The sequence below is a fragment of the Marinobacter sp. genome (genome assembly GCF_052094685.1).
In the GTDB taxonomy this organism is placed as follows: Bacteria; Pseudomonadota; Gammaproteobacteria; order Pseudomonadales; family Oleiphilaceae; genus Marinobacter.
The window spans coordinates 25,198-44,947 of record NZ_JBQDKB010000019.1 but is presented as its reverse complement, the minus strand read 5'-3'; the positions used below and the strand labels follow the sequence as shown (position 1 = coordinate 44,947).

Annotated in this window: 16 protein-coding genes; 5 read left to right on the top strand and 11 right to left on the bottom strand. The window is 55.2% G+C overall.

Going from position 1 to position 19,750, the window contains the following annotated elements:
* Positions 1–207: 207 nt before the first annotated feature.
* The 10 genes from ACTH3S_RS06240 to ACTH3S_RS06195 all read right to left on the bottom strand — a co-directional run bounded on the left by ACTH3S_RS06240 (position 208) and on the right by ACTH3S_RS06195 (position 12,771).
* Positions 208–1,905: an AMP-binding protein gene (locus ACTH3S_RS06240; protein WP_441808158.1), complete on the bottom strand. Its 1,698-nt coding sequence runs from the start codon at positions 1,903–1,905 to the stop codon at positions 208–210.
* A gap of 65 nt (positions 1,906–1,970) precedes the next feature.
* Positions 1,971–2,549: a peroxidase-related enzyme gene (locus tag ACTH3S_RS06235; RefSeq protein WP_441808157.1), complete on the bottom strand. Its 579-nt coding sequence runs from the start codon at positions 2,547–2,549 to the stop codon at positions 1,971–1,973.
* A 37-nt stretch (positions 2,550–2,586) separates the two neighbouring features.
* Positions 2,587–3,489 carry a hydroxymethylglutaryl-CoA lyase gene (locus ACTH3S_RS06230; protein ID WP_441808156.1) on the bottom strand — a complete coding sequence of 301 codons (903 nt, stop codon included), beginning with the start codon at positions 3,487–3,489 and terminating at the stop codon, positions 2,587–2,589.
* Positions 3,489–5,495, bottom strand: coding sequence for an acetyl/propionyl/methylcrotonyl-CoA carboxylase subunit alpha (locus tag ACTH3S_RS06225; protein ID WP_441808155.1), 2,007 nt, complete (start codon positions 5,493–5,495; stop codon positions 3,489–3,491). Before ACTH3S_RS06225 ends, ACTH3S_RS06230 begins: the two co-directional genes overlap by 1 nt.
* A 1-nt stretch (position 5,496) precedes the next feature.
* Positions 5,497–6,321 carry an enoyl-CoA hydratase-related protein gene (locus ACTH3S_RS06220; protein WP_441808154.1) on the bottom strand — a complete coding sequence of 275 codons (825 nt, stop codon included), beginning with the start codon at positions 6,319–6,321 and terminating at the stop codon, positions 5,497–5,499.
* A gap of 15 nt (positions 6,322–6,336) precedes the next feature.
* The gene (locus ACTH3S_RS06215) at positions 6,337–7,944 is read right to left on the bottom strand and encodes a carboxyl transferase domain-containing protein (RefSeq protein ID WP_441808153.1); all 1,608 of its coding nucleotides are present in this window, start codon (positions 7,942–7,944) and stop codon (positions 6,337–6,339) included.
* Positions 7,945–8,131: 187 nt separating this feature from the next.
* Positions 8,132–9,298 (bottom strand): isovaleryl-CoA dehydrogenase, encoded by a 1,167-nt coding sequence (locus ACTH3S_RS06210; protein WP_441808152.1) that lies wholly within the window; start codon positions 9,296–9,298, stop codon positions 8,132–8,134.
* A gap of 68 nt (positions 9,299–9,366) precedes the next feature.
* Positions 9,367–9,813, bottom strand: coding sequence for a MerR family transcriptional regulator (locus tag ACTH3S_RS06205; RefSeq protein ID WP_441808151.1), 447 nt, complete (start codon positions 9,811–9,813; stop codon positions 9,367–9,369).
* 239 nt (positions 9,814–10,052) lie between these two features.
* Positions 10,053–11,627: a fatty acyl-CoA synthetase gene (locus tag ACTH3S_RS06200; RefSeq protein ID WP_441808150.1), complete on the bottom strand. Its 1,575-nt coding sequence runs from the start codon at positions 11,625–11,627 to the stop codon at positions 10,053–10,055.
* Positions 11,628–11,757: 130 nt separating this feature from the next.
* Positions 11,758–12,771, bottom strand: coding sequence for an AraC family transcriptional regulator (locus tag ACTH3S_RS06195; protein ID WP_441808149.1), 1,014 nt, complete (start codon positions 12,769–12,771; stop codon positions 11,758–11,760).
* A gap of 122 nt (positions 12,772–12,893) precedes the next feature.
* Here ACTH3S_RS06195 and ACTH3S_RS06190 point away from each other — a divergent pair, with 122 nt between their 5' ends.
* The 5 genes from ACTH3S_RS06190 (at position 12,894) to ACTH3S_RS06170 (ending at position 18,535) form a co-directional block, all read left to right on the top strand.
* The gene (locus ACTH3S_RS06190; protein WP_441808148.1) at positions 12,894–14,036 is read left to right on the top strand and encodes an acyl-CoA dehydrogenase family protein; all 1,143 of its coding nucleotides are present in this window, start codon (positions 12,894–12,896) and stop codon (positions 14,034–14,036) included.
* 51 nt (positions 14,037–14,087) lie between these two features.
* A complete protein-coding gene (gene bktB / locus ACTH3S_RS06185; protein ID WP_441808147.1) occupies positions 14,088–15,275 on the top strand; it encodes a beta-ketothiolase BktB in 1,188 nt (395 codons plus the stop codon).
* 110 nt (positions 15,276–15,385) lie between these two features.
* Positions 15,386–16,147: an SDR family NAD(P)-dependent oxidoreductase gene (locus tag ACTH3S_RS06180; protein WP_441808146.1), complete on the top strand. Its 762-nt coding sequence runs from the start codon at positions 15,386–15,388 to the stop codon at positions 16,145–16,147.
* 37 nt (positions 16,148–16,184) lie between these two features.
* Positions 16,185–17,336 (top strand): acyl-CoA dehydrogenase family protein, encoded by a 1,152-nt coding sequence (locus tag ACTH3S_RS06175; protein WP_441808145.1) that lies wholly within the window; start codon positions 16,185–16,187, stop codon positions 17,334–17,336.
* A 17-nt stretch (positions 17,337–17,353) separates the two neighbouring features.
* The gene (locus ACTH3S_RS06170) at positions 17,354–18,535 is read left to right on the top strand and encodes a thiolase family protein (RefSeq protein ID WP_441808144.1); all 1,182 of its coding nucleotides are present in this window, start codon (positions 17,354–17,356) and stop codon (positions 18,533–18,535) included.
* A gap of 18 nt (positions 18,536–18,553) precedes the next feature.
* Here ACTH3S_RS06170 and ACTH3S_RS06165 read toward each other — a convergent pair whose 3' ends face one another.
* On the bottom strand, positions 18,554–19,735 hold the full coding sequence (locus ACTH3S_RS06165; protein WP_441808159.1) for an MFS transporter: 1,182 nt from the start codon (positions 19,733–19,735) through the stop codon (positions 18,554–18,556).
* Between the last annotated feature and the right edge of the window lie 15 nt (positions 19,736–19,750).

Sequence of the window (19,750 nt, the reverse complement as noted above, 5' to 3'; positions counted from 1 at the left end):
ACAAGATCACTTTAAACGCTGTCTGTCAGGTGCAAGTCCGACAGGCTGCTAGATGGGCTCAATGAATGTTATCGGTGGCAACAATGTTAACCATGATAACATCACGAAACTGCGAGGCAGTCAATCAGATTCTCGAAGGCTTAAAAAAAACCCAAAAAAAGCCCCGGGCTCAGCTAATGAGTGCCGGGGTCGCAGGTGCTCAGGCTTTTACTTCAACCCCATTTCCTCAATGGAAATTTCACGCATCTTGAATTTCTGGATCTTGCCGGTAACGGTCATCGGGAACTCGTCCACGAATTTGTAGTTCCGGGGAATCTTGAAGTGGGCAATTTTGCCCTTGCAAAAGGCCATCAAGCCGTCTGCATCAACAGGGTCAGCATCTGGGCGTAGCTTCACCCAGGCAACCAGTTCTTCGCCGTATTTGTCATCGGGAACGCCGGTCACTTGAACCTCTTCGATGGAGGGGTGGGTGTAAAGGAACTCTTCGATTTCTTTCGGGTAAATGTTCTCGCCGCCGCGGATCACCATATCCTTGATGCGGCCAACTATTTGCACATAGCCTTCGTCGTCCATGGTGGCCAGATCACCTGTGTGCATCCAGCCGGCAGCGTCGATGGCCTCCCGAGTCTTTTCTTCGTTGTTCCAGTACTTCAGCATCACGCTGTAGCCACGGGTACACAGCTCACCAATTTCGCCACGAGGCAGCACGTTGCCGGTGCCCGGGTCGACAATTTTGGTTTCCAGATGCGGTTGGGTGCGCCCCACGGTGGTTACTTGCTTCTCGAACGGGTCGAGAGAGCTGGTTTGGGTAGACACTGGGCTGGTTTCGGTCATGCCGTAGGCAATTTGAACCTCTTTCATGTTCATCTTGCCATTGACCTGTTTCATCACCTCCGCCGGGCAAATCGAGCCCGCCATAATGCCGGTGCGCAAAGTGGAGAGGTCGTAGGATTCGAACTCCGGCTCGGCCAACTCTGCGATGAACATGGTGGGCACGCCATACAGCGCCGTCGCTTTTTCCTGGTGAACCGCCTGCAAAACGGCCTTGGGTTCAAACCCCTCCCCAGGGTAGATCATGGTAGAACCGTGGGTAATGCAGCCCAAGTTGCCCATTACCATGCCGAAGCAGTGATACAGCGGCACCGGGATAACCAGGCGGTCTTTTTCAGTCAGTACCTGGCTTTCACCTACAAAAAAACCGTTGTTCAGCAGGTTGTGGTGGGTGAGGGTGGCGCCTTTGGGGCTGCCCGTTGTGCCGGAGGTGAATTGAATATTAATGGGGTCGTCGAACTGAAGCTGGCTCTGAATTTTGTCTACTTCGTCCTGACTGACGTCACTCGCAAAACCGGTGAACTCATCCCAGCTCCACATGCCGGCATGTTTTTCAGTATCCAGGTTGATCACCGCACGCAGTTCAGAAAGTCGTTGGGCTTTGAGTTTTCCGGCTGTGCCCGTTTTTATCTCAGGTGCCAAGTCATAGAGAGCTTGACGGTAATTGGATGCCTTAAAACTGTCCGCTGTAACCAACACGCTGATGCCCGACAGGTTCATGGCGTATTCCAGCTCATGCATGCCGTAAGCCGGGTTGATATTGACCAGAATGGCGCCCACTTTAGCAGTGGCAAACTGGGTAACCGTCCACTCATAGCGATTGGGGGCCCATATACCCACCCGGTCACCGCGTTTAACGCCAGTGGCCAGGAAGGCGCGAGCAGCTTCGTTCACCTTGGCGACGAACTCTTTGTACGTCCAGCGAATGTCCTGGTGCAAACACACCAAGGCTTCGGTGTCGGGATACTTACCAGCAGTGTGGTCAAGCATCTCGCCGATGGTCATGCCCAGCAGTGGTACTTTGGAGGTACCGCTGGTGTAGCTTGGCATGGTCTGATTTAAGGCCTGATTCATTGTTTGCCTCCATTTGTTTTTGTGGTCGAGGTCCAACAGGATTAATAATAGTGTTGCAGAGCCTGTTAGCGACTCTGGCTGTGGTACTCAGGATTTGGCCGCATGTCGCTGGCAATCGCCACGCGGTTAGTCATGTTGTAGAAACCGATTACGTTGCTCAGGTCCCAAATGGCGGTATCGCTGAAACCAGCATCTCTAAGCGCCTGAACCTCGTCTTCAGCAACCGTTTGGGGTGAGCGGGTTAGAAGGGAGGCGAAGTCCATCATGGCGCGCTGGCGCTTATCCAGCTTGGCTGTTCGGTAGTTCATCACCAGGTGCTCACCCAACGCTGGATCGCCACTCATTACTCGTACGGCTGCGCCGTGCGCTACCAGGCAGTAAAAGCATTTGTTTTCTGAAGAAACGACCACGGCAATCATTTCACGCTCAAGCTTGCTGAGCTCGCTCTCACCCATCATCAGTTCGTTATAGAAACGGGTAAAGCCGTCCAACTGCTTCAGGTTCTGGCTGAACACAGTGAGCACATTCGGAACCATACCCAGCTTTTCGATACAGATATCAAAGTACTTTTTGACATCCGCAGGCAGGTCTTCCAAATCGGGGATAGGGAGATCCAGAGCGACCACATCTTTGTTGTTCGTCATGTCTGATCCTTAGGAGCGTGTTGTTGGTGTTAGGTGTTTAGTGTCCACCAAGAGCCTGACCCACTTTAGAGCCGTTGTGTCGTTTAAGCTGTCCACTGATCCACCCGCCGGTAGCGACCAATTTGTTTAGATCTACACCTGAGCTGATGCCCAAGCCATTCAATAAATAAAGTACGTCTTCCGTGGCCACGTTGCCAGAGGCACCTTTGGCATATGGGCACCCACCCAGGCCTGCAACCGACGCATCAATAACACCGACGCCTTCTTCCAATACGGCGTAGAGGTTAGCCAGGGCTTGGCCGTAAGTATCGTGAAAGTGTGCGGCCAGGCGCTCCACAGGTACGTGTTTCGCCACGGCTTCCAGCATCCGCTTGGCCTTCAGTGGCGTGCCTACGCCAATGGTGTCGCCCAGTGAGATTTCATAGCAGCCCATATCAGCCAGGTCTTTGGCAACCTTCGCCACTTGTTCGGGGGCAATGTCGCCTTCATAGGGGCAGCCCAGCACGGTCGAAACATAACCGCGCACGGGTATGTTGTGCTTTTTGGCGGCTTCCATCACTGGCAAAAAGCGCTCCAGGCTTTGGGCAATGGAGCAGTTGATGTTCTTTTGGCTGAAAGATTCAGAGGCCGCGCCGAACACCGCTACTTCGTCTACACCCGCGGCCAAGGCGTTTTCGAAGCCTCTTAGATTGGGGGTCAGAACGGAATAGCGCACGCCGGCCTTGCGGCTGATGCCCGCCATCACTTCAGCGGCATCGCCCATTTGCGGCACCCATTTGGGTGACACAAAGCTGGCGGATTCAATGTGGCTGAGGCCGCAATCGGCCAGGCGGTCGATTAGCCTGGTTTTGATGCGCGTGGCAATCACCGGGCCGGCTTCGTTTTGCAGGCCGTCCCGGGGGCTCATTTCAACCAGCCGAGCCTGTTTTGGAAAGGCCATTAGCCTGCCTCCTCGGAGCTGCTTGCTTCCTCAACCTCAATAGCGATCAGTTCTGCGCCATCGGAAACCTGTTCGCCTTCATTGAAGAATATCTCGCTAACCACACCGTCTGCCGGGGCTTTGATGGCGTGTTCCATTTTCATGGCTTCCATGATGACCAGGGTTTGGCCGGCCGTCACGGCATCACCTACCTTGGCTTGTACCGCTACAATCGCACCATTCATTGGCGCGCATAAGCTACCTTGAGGCTCCATGTCTTCAGACACGTAGTTTTCCCGGTACAAGGTGCACTGGAAGGTGTCGCCGTGGTAAAACAGCACCAGGTGGTCGTCGTGCAGGTTGCCGTGAATACTCAACCGGTGGCCATTGATTACGGCCTGCATGTAATCGTCATCCAGCTTTGCCGCGAGGTTGTAAACGCTGCCGTTCACAAACACTTGATAACGGTCATCCTGCTCCAGCACTTTCAATTCGTGAATCTCGTCGCCCACTTGCAGCTGTAATGGTTGAGCGTATTCAGAGTTCAGGCGCCAGCTGTTGCTGCGGCCGAACGGCGACCAAGGGTCTGTGCTTACGGACTCACGGGATTTTCGCTGTTCCAACACAAAGCCAGCGGCCAGTACCAGCGCCTTGTGGGTGTCCAGCTTCGATTTGGTGAACAGCAAATCCCGGTGATCTTCGATAAAGCCGGTTGTGAGATCGGCTTCCCGGAAGGGCTGTGCATCGGCCAGAGCATGGAGGAAACGGATGTTGGTTTTTACACCCGCAATCCGGTAATGCTCCAAGGCCTGAACCATGCGGTTGATGGCCTGATCGCGGGTTTCGTCCCAGACAATCAGTTTGGCAATCATCGGGTCGTAGTGAATACTGATGTCGTCGCCTTCAACAACGCCGGTATCCACTCGCACGTGGGCGCTTTCATCGGGTGTACTCAGGTAACGCAGGTTGCCGGTGGCGGGCAGGAAATCCTGATCCGGGTCTTCGGCGTAAATGCGGGCTTCCAGGGCATGGCCGCGGGTTTTTACCTGAGACTGCTCCAGTGGTAGCGGCTCGCCCCAGGCGACTTTTAATTGCCACTCCACCAAATCCTGGCCAGTTACCATTTCGGTTACCGGGTGCTCTACCTGCAGGCGGGTGTTCATTTCCATAAAGAAGAATGAACCGTCTACATCGTAGAGAAACTCTACGGTGCCGGCGCCCACATAGTTAATGGCTTGGGCTGCTTTAACTGCGGTTTCACCCATGGCTTTGCGGGTTTCTTCGCTTAGGCCCGGTGCAGGGGCTTCTTCCAAAACTTTTTGGTGACGACGCTGAACCGAGCAATCACGTTCAGCCAAGTACACACCATGACCGCTTTGGTCGCAGAACACCTGAATTTCAACGTGGCGCGGTTGGGTCAGGTAGCGTTCAATCAGCATGTCCGGGTTGCCGAACGAATTCTTGGCTTCGCGTTTGGCTGCTGCGAGGGCTTCATCAAATTCGCCGATGTTCTCCACCACGCGCATGCCTTTGCCACCACCACCGGCCACGGCTTTCAGTAGCAATGGGAAACCGCACTTTTCAGCTTCGGTGCGCAGGGTTTCTGGTGACTGGTCGTCGCCGTGGTAACCGGGCACCAAGGGTACGCCGGCCTTTTCCATAATAATTTTGGCGGCAGACTTCGAGCCCATGGCGGCAATGGCAGAGGAGGGCGGCCCGATGAATACCAGGTTGTTGGCTTCGCACGCCTCGGCAAAATCGGTGTTTTCAGAAAGAAAACCATAGCCTGGGTGAATGGCCTGGGCACCGCTCTGCTTGGCGATTTCGATGATTTTTTCGCTGCGCAGGTAGCTTTCGGAGCTGGGCGCAGGGCCAATGCGAAAGGCTTCGTCGGCCAAGGCCACGTGGTGGGCGTTGGCGTCGGCATCGGAATACACAGCCACACAGCGAATGCCCATGCGTTGTGCAGTCTGGATAATGCGGCAGGCGATTTCGCCCCGGTTTGCAATCAGGATTTTATTGAACATATTATTTGCTCTCCGGAATCCAGTTGGCGCTGCGTTTGTTAAGGAAGGCGCTTAGGCCTTCCTGACCTTCTTCGCCTACGCGGATGTCAGCGATGCGGTGGGCGGTGTCGTCAATCACAACGCTATCAATCGGCTTGTGGCTGACCGCAAATACCAGGTTTTTGGCGGCTTCCATAGCTTCAGGGCCGTTCTGGGCAAGCTGTTTCAGCATCTCGTCGCAGCGCGTGTTCATGGCTTCTACATCGTCGCAGACGATATGCACAAGGCCGAAGCGTTCGGCATCCCGAGCACCGAATACTTCTGCAGACAGGAAGTAGCGACGGGCCTGGCGTTCGCCAATGGCGCGCACCACGTAGGGGCTGATGACCGCCGGAATCAGCCCAAGCTTTACTTCACTCAAGCAGAAACTGGTTTTTTCTGTGGCTATCACTATGTCGCAGCATGCGGCCAAGCCAACGGCGCCGCCGAAGGCTGCGCCCTGAACAAGACCAATGACGGGCTTTTTGAGCTCGTTCAAGCATTCCATCATGCGGGCAAGCTGGCGGGAGTCATCCAGGTTTTCCTGGCGGCTGTTGTCTGCCATACGGCGCATCCAGCCAAGATCTGCCCCGGCAGAGAAGTGTTTGCCTTCGGAGCGCAGAATGACCACTTTGGTGTCATTATCGTTGTGCGCATCTGTGAAGGCGCTGATCAATTGTTGGATGATCACGTCGTCAAATGCGTTGCGCTTTTCTGGGCGGTTCAGCACGATCTCGGTCACGCCGTTAGCAAGGCGTTTAGTCAGAACCGCAGATTCCTGATCTGACGCTGTGTTGGTATCTGTCATGGTCATTCTCCCCTATTACATCCGGAACACGCCGAAGCGCGTAGGCTTCGCCGGCCGGTTGAGGGTGGCGGAGAGGCTGAGGGCAACCACTTCCCGGGTTTGGGCCGGGTCAATGACGCCGTCGTCCCACAACCGCGCGCTGGCGTAGTAGGGGTGGCCCTGTTCCTCGTAGGTGTCGGTAATGGGCTTTTTGAAGGCGGCTTCTTCTTCCTCGCTCCATTCCTGACCTTTGCGCTCCATGCCTTCACGGCGAACTTGCGCCAATACGCCGGCCGCCTGTTCGCCACCCATGACGGAGATGCGGGCATTTGGCCACATCCAAAGGAAATCGGGGCTGTAGGCGCGGCCGCACATGCCGTAGTTGCCGGCGCCATAGCTGCCACCAATCAATACGGTAATCTTGGGTACGTTGGCGCAGGCAACAGCCATCACCATTTTGGCGCCGTGCTTGGCGATGCCTTCGGCTTCGTATTTCTGGCCAACCATAAAGCCGGTGATGTTCTGCAGGAATAGCAGCGGGATATTGCGCTGGCAGCACAGCTCAACAAAGTGCGCGCCTTTCTGGGCCGACTCGCTGAACAGTATGCCGTTGTTGGCAATGATGCCCACCGGGTAGCCGTGTATGTGGGCAAAGCCGGTAACCAGGGTTTGGCCGTAGAAGCGTTTGAATTCGTCGAATTCTGAGCCGTCTACCGTGCGGGCGATCACGTCGCGCACGTCGAATTGTTTGCGCAGATCGGTGCCAACGATGCCGTAGATTTCGCTTGGGTCGTACAGGGGCGCTTTGGGTTTGCGAATCTCTACGTCGACCGGTTTGCGGCGATTGAGGTGGGAAATGCAGCGCCGGGCTATGTCCAGGGCGTGGGCGTCGTTTTCGGCGTAATGGTCGGCAACACCAGAGGTTTTGCAGTGTACGTCTGCACCGCCCAGGTCTTCGGCTGTGACGACTTCGCCGGTGGCGGCTTTAACCAGCGGCGGGCCGGCCAGGAAGATGGTGCCCTGGTTGCGCACGATGATGGACTCGTCGGCCATGGCGGGTACGTAAGCTCCGCCGGCGGTGCACAGGCCCATTACGACGGCGATCTGGGGAATGTCGTCGGCGGACATACGGGCCTGGTTGTAGAAGATGCGGCCAAAGTGGTCACGGTCTGGGAAGACTTCGTCTTGCCTTGGCAGGTTGGCGCCGCCGGAATCGACCAGGTAGATGCAGGGCAGGCGGTTTTCCAGGGCGATTTCCTGGGCGCGTAGGTGTTTTTTGACGGACAGTGGGTAGTAGCTGCCGCCTTTTACGGTGGCGTCGTTGGCGATGATCATACATTCGGTGCCAGAGACGCGGCCTACGCCTGCAATTACGCCGGCTGCGGGTACGTTTTCGCCGTAGACATTGTAGGCCGCAAACTGGCCGATTTCCAGGAAGGCTGAGCCGTCATCCAGGAGGCGGTTGATGCGTTCTCTGGGCAGGAGTTTGCCGCGGGCGATATGGCGCTCCTGGTAAGAGGGGCCGCCACCTTGCTGAATGGTGGATACTTTGTCCCGCAGGTCTGCAACGGCTTCTGCCATGGAGGCCTGGTTGGCCTGAAACTCTTCAGACCTTGGGTTTATTTTGCTTTGGAGTATCGTCATTTTCCTAGCCTCGAGTGTCGGGGCGGCGGGGCTGGCGAGGTGTCTTTCCGGGAACCGCTACGAGCACATCCATGTGCGCTTGGCTGTGGCCATCCTTGGCCACAGACATTCCCGGAAAGACACCCCACCAGCCCCTCGTCATACTTTGGGTGCCGGCCTATTAAAGCCGATGATTTGAAACTACGGCTTAGTTGTTCAGGAACAGTTCCCGACCGATCAGCATGCGGCGGATTTCAGATGTGCCCGCACCGATTTCATACAGCTTGGCATCGCGCAGCAGGCGGCCAGTGGCGTATTCGTTGATGTAACCGTTACCGCCAAGAAGCTGAATGGAGTCCAGGGCCAGTTTGGTGGCCATTTCGGCGGAGTATAGGATCGCGCCAGCAGAGTCTTTGCGGGTGGTTTCACCGCGATCGGCGGATTGGGCCACCATGTAAACGTAGGATTTGGCAGTGTTCATAAAGGTGTACATGTCGGCAACCTTGCCCTGCACCAATTGAAATTCGCCAATCGCTTGTTCAAATTGTTTCCGTTCGCGAATGTAGGGAACCACAATGTCCATGGCTGCCTGCATGATGCCCAGCGGGCCACCGGACAGTACCAGGCGTTCGTAATCGAGGCCGCTCATGAGTACTTTTGCGCCTTTGCCTACATCACCTAGTACGTTTTCTTTGGGTACTTTGCAGTCTTGGAAGACCAGTTCGCAGGTGTTGGAGCCGCGCATGCCGAGTTTGTCGAGTTTCTGGTGTCGGCTAAAGCCTTCGGAGTCGCGGTCTACGATGAAGGCGGTGATGCCTTTGGAGCCGGCTTTTACGTCGGTTTTGGCGTAGATCACGTATACGTTGGCGTCTGGGCCGTTGGTGATCCACATCTTGTTGCCGTTCAGCACGTAGTGGTCGCCGGCGTCTTTGGCGCTCAGTTTCATGGAGATAACGTCGGAGCCGGCGTTGGGCTCAGACATGGCCAAGGCGCCGATATGGTCGCCGCTGACGAGTTTGGGCAGGTATTTCTGCTTTTGTTCTTCGGTGCCGTTGCGGTGAATCTGGTTTACACACAGGTTGGAGTGGGCGCCGTAAGACAGCCCAACAGAGGCGGAGGCGCGGCTGATTTCTTCCATGGCAATTACGTGGGCTATGTAGCCCATGCCTGAACCGCCATAGGCTTCGTCTACGGTAATGCCCAGCAGACCCATATCGCCGAACTTTTTCCACAGGTCGTTGGGGAATTCGTTGTTGCGGTCGATCTCCTCGGCACGGGGTGCGATCTCAGTGGCTGCGAAATTGTTGACCTGCTCGCGCAACATATCGAGGGTTTCGCCAAGGCCGAAATTGAGTTCTGAGTATTGTGATTTCATGCTAATTTGCCTTTTGTTCTGCCAGAGATATGTTTTGAAACCGAGATCGGGCTGCTCGTTGTGTGCTGTTAGTGTTGTTCCGTGACGCTTTCGGTTTCGTCGTTGGCCGGGGACTGTTGTTTTTTCCGTTTCTGCAACTCAGTCAGTGCTTCCCTACACCGGGACTCTGCCGTGTCGATTTCCATTTCTGCCATGGCTATGTCATTTTTTTGCTGTTCCATGTGGGCTCGTTTGTTGCCTAAAATAGTCAGCATCTTCAATAGTTGTTTTTCGTTACCGGTCAGGGTCTCATCCCACAGATCGAAAAGTTCTTTCGTCTCAGCAAGTGAAAAACCCATGCGCTTGCCACGTAGGATCAGCTTCAGGCGCACTTTGTCTTTGGTGCTGAAGATTCGTGTTTGCCCGCGCCGTGCCGGCTTCAGCAGACCTTGGTCTTCGTAAAAGCGGATGCTACGGGTGGTAACATCGAACTCGTTGGAGAGCTCGCTGATACTGAACGTTCTCTTTTCGATCATGGCGATATCCTTTTTGAGTAAGGTTAGATGAAGCTTACGTAAACGTAAAGCTGTTTCCGACGTTAAATCGCTGGTGTTCAGTACCAGAAAATAATTAAGTCAGTCTGTTCGTTAGGTTACGATGGATTGTAGCAGAAGGTGTTTAGAGACTGGATAGCGCCAGGGCGTTGGGGTGGTGACGCCCAGTTGCCCGGCTTGTCCGCAAAATAGCGGGAATGAGCCGGGCAATAAGCAGGATTTTAAGCCAGGTTTTCTCTGAGCTTGCGCTTCAGAAGTTTGCCTGCAGTGTTTTTGGGCAGTTGTTGTTCAAAGAGAATCTGCTTGGGCACCTTGAAACTGGCCAGTCTGGCTCGGGCGTGGCCCATCAGCACTTCTGCATCCTCCGGGTAGCCTTCTTTAACGACCACGACGGCGCAAATTGCCTCGATCCATTTTTCATCCGGTACTCCAATAACCGCAACTTCAGCAACGGATTCGTGTTCGTAAAGTGCTTCTTCCACGTCGCGGCTGGCCACTAGCACGCCGCCGGTGTTCACTACATCTTTGATGCGGTCGACGATGAATATATAACCCTCTTCGTCTTGGTAGCCCAGATCGCCGGAGTGAAACCAGCCATGTTTAAAGGCTTCTTCGGTTGCCTCCGGTTTGGCCCAGTAGCCCACCATCAGCTGCGGCGATTGGTGCACCAGTTCGCCCTGTTCTCCCGGTTTGCAATCTTTGCCGGTAATCGGATCCACAATGCGGGTTCTAACGGTTTGCATGGGGCGGCCAGCCGAAGACGGTCGGTCGGCGTGTTCTTCTGGCAACAGAACGGTTGCCAGCGGTGCGATTTCGCTTTGGCCGTAACAGTTGTATAAGCCAGCGCCCGGTAGTTTCTCTCCAAGCTCTTTCACTACTTGGACGGGCATGATGGATGCGCCGTAGTAGAGTTTATCCATGTGCTGCAGCTTATCTGGATTGAACTCAGGGTGGCGCAATAGCGAGATCCAGACGGTAGGTGGTGCAAAAAAAGCGTTAAGCTGCTCGCTCGCTAGCAGCCCAAGGATAGCGTCTGGTGTTGGTGTGTTGATCATTCGGCTGTAACCGCCGCTCAGTAGCATGGGCATGGTGAACACATGCATTTGTGCCGAGTGATACAACGGCAACGCAGCCAGGGATCGGTCGGCGGGCCGGATCTCCAGATGATATTGGCAGGCGCCATAGTGCGTCATGAGCGAGCGGTGCGTATGCATGGCACCTTTGGGGTCGGAGGTGGTGCCAGAGGTGTAGAGAATCTGTACCACGTCGGTGTCGGCGAGCACCAGCTCGGGTACTGTGTCTTTGCCAGCCTCAAGCGCTAATTGCAGTGCGTCCAGTTTGCTACCGCCGTGAAAACTGCCGTTAATGCCCACCTCGGTTTTGTCTGCAACAGCGTTGATCTGGGGCTGTAGGTCCAGGTCGGCAAATAAAGCTTTGCAGCCAGACTGGTTGAGTACGTAGGTAAGCTCATTTTCAACCAGAGCATAGTTGATGGGCACGTGAATCAGGCCAGCTTTTGCGCAAGCCAGCCAGAGCAGAACGTAGGCATCTGAGTTTTTACCATAGGCACCCACACGGTCGCCTTGTTCCAGCCCCAATTCGATTAATCGATGGGCGAGCCGGTTTGAGGCTGCGTGAATCTCTGAGAACGTCCAGATACGGTCGTCGAACGCCAGCGCAGTGCGGTTTCCGTGGGTGCTCGCGGAACGGGCAATGGCGTCTCCGATGGTGTTGCGCAGAGCCCGATGGATATCCGCCGATACGGAGGAAGAAGCGGATGTACGGGAATTTTTCATGCAGTTACCCCTTAGCTGTTGTTATTTATTGCGTGTCGGCATTAACTCAGAGGAATGGAGTCTCCGTGAATGACCCGTTAGGTCGAAAAAATTGACCCAATTAGACGCCTTTGAGTATTTTACCTGCCAACTACCCTGGCCACTGAGAGGGGGATTTGCCAGTCCAGCGTTTGAATGCCCTGCAAAACGATGCGGTTTCTGAAAAGCCCACCCGCTCACTGATGTCGGCAACGCTGAGATTTTCGGTACTCATCAGCTTGGTTGCATACTCCCGCCGCAAAGACGTTTTGATAGTGCGCAGGGAGGTGCCTTCTTCTTGCAGTTTTCGCCCGATACTTCTGGGTGTCATGTGCAGGTGTTGGGCAATCTGATCCAGGCTTGGCATGTCTTTGAGGCTTTGTTGGGCCAGCAGGGTGCGAACTCGATTGCGCAGGCTGTCGTCATGATCCGGGCGGTGCAGAATATAAGCCGGCGCTTCTTTTAGAAAAACGTCGAGCTCAGCTTCACTGCGGGCAATGGGCAGTTGCAGGTATCGTTCGTGCAAATAAAACCCACACACAGATTGATCAAACTGCAACTCGCTGGGGTACATGGCCCGGTATTCTGCAACATGGGGCGGTGATGGGTAGCTGAACTGGGTTGTGGCAAACGGAATTTGCTGATCCACCAGCCAGCACGCGAATCTTTGCCACATAAGCGTCAAGAACTCCTGCAGCAGGTGGTCTGTATCCTGGCTGGCATCTTCAAGGCTCAGGCAGAAAAACACCAATTTGTTGCGATTACTTTGGCCCAGGCCGATCTCGATGTTGTCACAGGCTATGTTGAAAAAACGCGCGCTTTTTCGCAGCACAGCACCAAGCGTGGCAGAGTCAAGACAATAGTCGGTCATCAACGCAAACGTACCGTTTTTACAGCGGCGGGTAGACAGCCCCATAAACTCGTCTCGGGTTGCTCGCCATACACTCTTGATAAGCCGGGTAAGTTGCTCTTCGGTGATCAGTTGATCAGGCTTGTTAAGCCAGGCTGTTGGTATGCTCGCGCTTTCCAAAAGTGCTTCAGGTTGAACCCCGTGTCGCTCTGCCCCTCTAATAGTGGCCTGCAGATAATGGTTTGCAATATGGGGTTTGAGCTGGGAGTTGGGCATGTCTATGGTGATTCGGTTGCGTAATGAGTCAATTTTTTCGGCTTATACGGCCATTCTCGGTGCACAGGATAACCCTTTAAATGGTCGCCTGCTGATTAATCAGGTTAACAATGGGGTTGTGTATGTCGGAACACGAAGAAGATAGTGAGCTCTTTCATTCTATGATCAACCGGGTACTCGACAAAGAAGTCGCACCCTTTTACGACCAATGGGAAGAGCAATTCGCCATTCCGCGTAACCTATGGAATACCCTGGGGCAGGCTGGCATGCTGGGTATCGACATGCCCGAGGAGTATGGCGGCGCGCAGGCGAGTTTTGAAATCTCGCAGTTGGCCATTGAGGAAATGGCCCGCAAAGGTTTCGCTGGCCTGGCTGGCGGCTATAACATTCACGCCAACATTGTGATGCCTTATATTCTGCACCTCGGTACGGATGCTCAAAAGCAACGGTATCTGCCAGGCATGATTAGCGGCGATGTGCTTAGTGCAATTGCAATGACCGAGCCGGGTGCCGGTAGCGATCTGGCCGCTATGCGCACTACAGCACAGCGCACCGATGAAGGCTATGTAATTAACGGTGCCAAGGTGTTTATTACAAACGGTTTGCAGGCTGAATTGGTGATTGTGTGTGCTAAAACCAACCCTGCGGCAGGTTCTAAGGGCGTATCTTTGTTTTTGGTAGATACCAATTTGCCGGGCTTCTCCCGGGGCAAGGGTATTCGTAAAATTGGTCAGCACGCCAGTGATACTGCCGAATTGTTCTTTTCAGACCTTGTGGTTCCACACGATGCGCTGCTAGGTGAAGAGGGCAAAGGGTTTGCCTATCTGATGCAGGAGTTGCCACGTGAGCGCTTGGGTGTTGGTGCGCAAGCGGTAGGGGCAACAGAAGGCGTGCTGTCGATTACCTTGGAATACGTGCAGCAACGCCAGGCGTTTGGTCAGCGAGTGGCGGATTTCCAGAATACCCGGTTTAAGCTTGCAGAGGCCCGGGCAAGGCTGGAGATGGCAAAAGCCTACCTGAAACAGTGCATTGCGAATTACCACAAGGGCGAAATGGGCCCAACAGAAGCGGCCATTCTGAAATTGATGCTCACTGAAATGCAGTGCGATATAGCTAACGACTGCCTGCAGCTCTTTGGTGGTTACGGGTATACCCTGGAGTATCCTGTATCGCGATTCTTTGTAGATGCCCGGGTGCAGACCATTTATGCCGGGACATCTGAAATCATGAAAGAAGTCATTGCTCGCTCCATGCTGGGTAAATAGATTACCGAGTTTCCAGATTCATACTGAACTGAACATTAAAGGGAAAAAACCATGAAATTAACCGATGTTGTGATTCTTGACGGCGCACGTACTGCCATTGGCGGCTTCGGCGGCAGCCTGAGCTCGCTAAGCCCGGCTGACCTGGGCACCTGTGCCGCAAAAGAAGCCATCACGCGCTCGGGCGTGTCGGCTGAAGACATCGACCACTCTGTGTTTGGCCACATTATTCCAACCGGCCCGGCAGATGCCTACGTGGCTCGCCACATTGGCCTGAACTCTGGCCTGCAGAAAGGCTCTGCGGCGTTTAACGTGAACCGTTTGTGCGGTTCTGGTGTGCAGTCGGTTATCAGTGCTGCGCAAATGATTGTCATGGGCGACAGCCAAATTGCTCTGGCCGGTGGTGCCGAGAGCATGAGCCAGGGCGCCTATGTGCTGCCCAACGTTCGCAAGGGCCTGCGGATGGGTGATGGCAAAATGATTGATATGACCATGGGCACCCTCAGCGATCCATTTGGCAGTGGCCACATGGGTATGACAGCTGAGCGGATTGCGGAAAAGTACGGCCTTACCCGCGAAGACCTGGATGCGTTCTCTGCAGAAAGTCATCGTCGTGCCAGCCAAGCCATCGAAAGTGGCTATTTTAAAGAGCAGATTGTGCCGGTAACGGTAAAACAGGGCCGCAAGGAGTTCACTTTCGATCAGGATGAGCATGTGCGCGCTGGCACCACTGCGGAAAGCCTTGCAGGCTTGAAGCCGGCCTTTACCAAGGATGGCATAGTCACACCCGGCAACGCCTCCGGCATTAACGATGGTGCGGCAGCCATGGTGCTCACCAGCGCCGAAGAAGCCGAAAAGCGCGGCCTTAAAGCGCGCGCAAGAATTGTCGGCTATGCCTTTGCAGGGGTAGATCCGAGTGTGATGGGCTTGGGCCCGATTCCGGCGGTGCGCCGGGTGCTGGAGCAGACTGGCCTGAATGTGACAGATCTGGATGTGATCGAATCCAACGAGGCCTTTGCGGCTCAGGCGTTGGCTGTCAGCAAGGAGCTTGGCCTGCCTGCCGACAAAGTGAACCCGAACGGCGGTGCAGTGGCGATGGGCCACCCGGTAGGCGCGACGGGCTCTATCCTGATTATTAAAGCCCTAGCTGAGCTTGAACGTACAGGCGGGCGCTATGGCCTGATTACTATGTGCATTGGCGGCGGCCAGGGCATTGCGTTGATTGTTGAGAGCATCCGCTAAGCTGACATGTAGATTTCTTTTTAGGGCTGAATTGGATAAAGTTGACGTTAACGTAAAGATTTTTCTATTTCCAATTCAGTCAACAACATTTGATGCGAAGGGAGAAAACGATGGAATTCAATAATGTCCCCGCCATTGTTACAGGTGGTGCATCCGGGCTTGGCGAAGGCGCAGCCCGGGCACTGGCCGCAGCCGGCTGTAAAGTCGCCATCCTTGATCTGCAAAAAGAGCAGGGCGAGAAGGTCGCTGCAGAGATTGGCGGCATCTTCGTACATTGCGATGTGAGCTCATCCGAAAGCGCCGAAGCAGCGTTGGCCACCGCTCGTGAAGCCCATGGTTTTTGCGGAGTTGCCGTTAGCTGTGCCGGTATTGGCCCGGCGGCCAAGATTCTGGGCCGCGACGGTGTTATGCCACTGGAAAGTTTCAGCAAGGTGATACAGGTGAACCTGATCGGAACCTTCAATATTCTAAGGCTTGCAGCTGCCGATATGGCGCAACGTGAACCCAATGCCGACGGCGAGCGTGGTGTCATTATCAACACCGCTTCGGTAGCCGCATACGAGGGTCAAATTGGGCAGGCAGCGTACAGCGCATCCAAAGGCGGCGTGGTTGCTCTGACCATTCAGTCGGCTCGGGAATTGGCCCGTGAAGGCATTCGCGTGAACACCATCGCACCTGGGCTGTTTATGACGCCAATGATGTCTGGCATGCCGCAAGAAGTGCAGGACAGCTTGGCTGCCACGCTGCCGTTCCCCAAACGCCTGGGTAAGCCCGAGGAGTTTGGCATGATGGTAGATCAAATGGTTCGCAACCCGGTTCTGAACGGCGAAACGATACGGCTCGACAGTGCCTTGCGTATGGCGCCCAAGTGAATTCAATTGTAGGTAGGAGATAGCAATGGAGAGCGCAATGACCAATTCAGTGGATCAAGAAGAGCTCGCACTGTTCCGGGCGTCTGTCATCAAGGCTCTGGAAACGGAAGTTGCGCCGCATTACGAGGCCTGGGAGAAGTCCGGGGTTGTACCCCGTGAGCTTTGGAACACGCTCGGCGATGCCGGCATGCTATGTGTGGATATTCCTGAAGATTGCGGTGGGTGTGAGGCGCCGTTCCAGTACTCTGTGGTTGTCGGTGAAGAGCTGGCTCGCATGGGGTTTGGTGCCCTTTCAACCAACGTAATGGTGCATTCGGACATCGTGGCTCCCTACATAAGTCACTTGGGTAATGAGGCTCAGAAGCAGCAGTGGCTGCCCAAAATGGTGTCGGGTGAAGTAGTTGGCGCTATCGCCATGACCGAACCGGGCGCCGGCAGTGACTTGCAGGCCATGCGCACCAGTGCGGTGCGAGACGGCGACCACTATATTCTGAACGGCTCAAAAACCTTCATCACCAACGGCCAACATGCCGGTATGGTGATTGTTGCGGCAAAAACCGATCCCTCGGCTGGCGCCAAAGGCATCAGTCTGTTTTTGGTGGATACCACCTTGCCGGGTTATAGCAAAGGGCGGAATCTCGATAAGATAGGCCAGCACAGCGGCGATACCTCCGAGCTGTTCTTTTCAGATATGCGTGTACCGGCAACTGCGCTGGTGGGCGAGGAAGGAAAAGGCTTTGCTTACCTAATGCAGGAGTTGCCACGTGAGCGGCTGGTTATCGGCGCCTTGGGCGTGGCAGCGGCCAGAGGCGCACTGGATCTGACCATAGCCTACACCCACGAGAGAGAGCTGTTTGGCCAGAAGCTGGCGCAGATTCAGAACACCCGTTTCGAAATTGCCCGTATGGAAACCGAGTACCAGGTTAACAGGGCATTCGTGTCCCAGTGCATAAGCCAGTATGAAACCGGTGAACTGGATGCTCCTACGGCATCCATGGCCAAGTACAGTGCCACCGAAATGCAGTGCCGAGTGGCAGATGGCTGTTTGCAGCTATTTGGCGGTTATGGCTACACCACGGAATACCCCATTTCCCGCGCGTTTACGGATGCTCGTGTTCAGCGCATTTATGGCGGCACGTCGGAAGTCATGAAAGAAATCATTGCCCGCTCTGTTCTGGGTAGAGTTTGAAATCAGTGAGGTTTGATATGAGCGATAACAGCGTTGTGATTGCGGGTTCTGCCCGCACCCCCATGGGCAGCATGATGGGTTCCCTGAGTTCAGTGCGCTCTCCGGATTTGGGTGCCGCGTCCATCAAAGCCGCTATTGAGCGCAGCGGTTTGAAGCCCGTGGACATTCAGGAAGTGATCATGGGCTGTGTGTTGCCCGCAGGACTTGGCCAAGCGCCAGCCCGCCAAGCCTCCCGAGCTTCTGGTATTCCCGACAGCTCAGGCTGCACCACTGTGAACAAGATGTGTGGTTCTGGCATGCAAGCTGTGATCATGGCTCACGACCAGATTAAGGCAGGCACCAACAACATCATGATTGCCGGCGGCATGGAAAACATGAGCCAGGCGCCTTACCTGTTGCCTAAAGCTCGCGGCGGCATGCGCATGGGCCACGGTCAGGTGATGGACAGCATGTTCCTCGACGGCCTGGAGGATGCCTACGAAGGCGGCCTTATGGGTGTGTTTGCTCAGCGCACGGCCGATAAGTACAAGGTTACCAGACAAGCGATGGACGAGTTCGCCATCGGCTCACTGAATAAAGCGCAGGCGGCGATAGAGAACGGTTGGTTTGAGCCCGAAATTGCGGCAGTGACTGTTCCCGGCCGTGGTGGTGAAACCCAGGTGAGTACGGACGAACAGCCAGGCAATGCCAAACCGGAGAAAATTCCCACGCTTAAGCCTGCGTTTGCGAAAGATGGCACGGTAACGGCCGCTAACGCTAGCTCCATAAGCGATGGCGCGTCTGCACTGGTGTTGGTTTCAGCGGCTGAAGCTGAAGCCCGTGGTTTAGCGCCGCAGGCCCGTATTGTGGCCCATGCGACCTACGCCGGGCTACCAGCCGACTTCTCTGAGGCGCCCATAAGTGCCATCGGGAAAGTGCTGGAGAAGGCCGGCTGGAGCAAGGACGACGTGGATCTGTTCGAGATCAACGAAGCCTTTGCGGTTGTCAGCCTGCTGGCCATCAATGAGCTGAAGCTGCCCGCAGATAAGGTCAACGTGTATGGCGGTGCCTGTGCTCTGGGTCATCCGATTGGCTCATCAGGCTCTCGGATACTGGTCACACTTATCAACGCTCTGAAACAAAAAGGGTTGAAGCGAGGCGTGGCTTCTCTGTGTATTGGTGGTGGCGAGGCGACAGCGGTCGCTATCGAACTTATCTGATACAGATGAGCGTCGGCCTTAGCCTTTCTGGCTATTGAGCCGGCGCATCGACCAGAGCCCCAGAATTGGGCCGGGTAACAACCAGAGTGTTACCCATACGCCCTGAGTCTCCCAGAGATTACTGGTAATCCAGATGGCCGGTATGGTCAGCGCAAAACCTATAGCATTCATTACTGCCAGTGACGCACCTACGAATTCCCTGGGCGCGGTGGCCGCCGCCAGTGCAGAAAACTGGGGGGAATCGGCAATCACCGTAACCCCCCAGAGCATTAGCAGTACCAGTAGAGCGCCCGGTGGTGCCCAAACAAGAACAGGGTAGGCCAGGCAGATTGCCCCCGAAATGGCCAGCGCCTGATTCGCGACCCGTTGGCTACCAAACCGTCGGCTGAGCCTGCCACCACCTACACAACCGACAAATCCCACACCAATCACCATGAATGAAAGCAGAGGAATCAGCGCCGGTTCGGCTTGCATGCGCAGCACTTCCCGTGTGATCAATAGTGGGGTTAGTGTCCAGAAGGCATAAAGCTCCCAGCAGTGGCCGAAGTAGCCGCCTGCTACAGCACGGAATCTGGGCGATTTGAGCCCGGAAAGCCCTCTACGCAACCGGGTTCTTGCAGCGGTCAGTGGCAGGTGAGGGCCATCCCCCAAAAGCAGAATCATCAGGCCACCCAAAAGAGCCAGCGCCGAAGAACCCAGTAACGGCCACTGCCAGGGCAGCCCCGGTGTTACTCCGCGCAGCAAGTGAGGCATAGCGGTGCCAAGGGTGAGCATGGCAACCAACCAAGCCAGTGCGGCCCCTGTATGTTTGGGCGTCCAGCCAATGACCAGCTTCATGCCCAGAGGGTAAATGCCGGCTAAACAAAGGCCGGTCAGAAAGCGCATAGCCAGATCAAACGGCGGGGATGCTGCGGTGAGTACGAAGCCGGCGTTCATCAGTGCGCCAAACAAGCTGGAGCAGACAAAAATATAACTGGCCCGGTACCGGTCGGCCAGGCCTGTAACGGCAATGCCTAAGGTGCCAATGATGAAGCCTGCCTGCACAGAGAGTGTCAGGCTTCCCACATCTGATTCGGATAGCCCCAGTTCGCGGGAAAGGGATATCCAGACACCGTTGATGCTGAACCAGAGAGAGGTTCCACAAAGCTGCGCCAAGACAATGACAAACAGAGGATAACGCTGCAAAGTGTTGCGGAGCATCACGGATTTTACCTG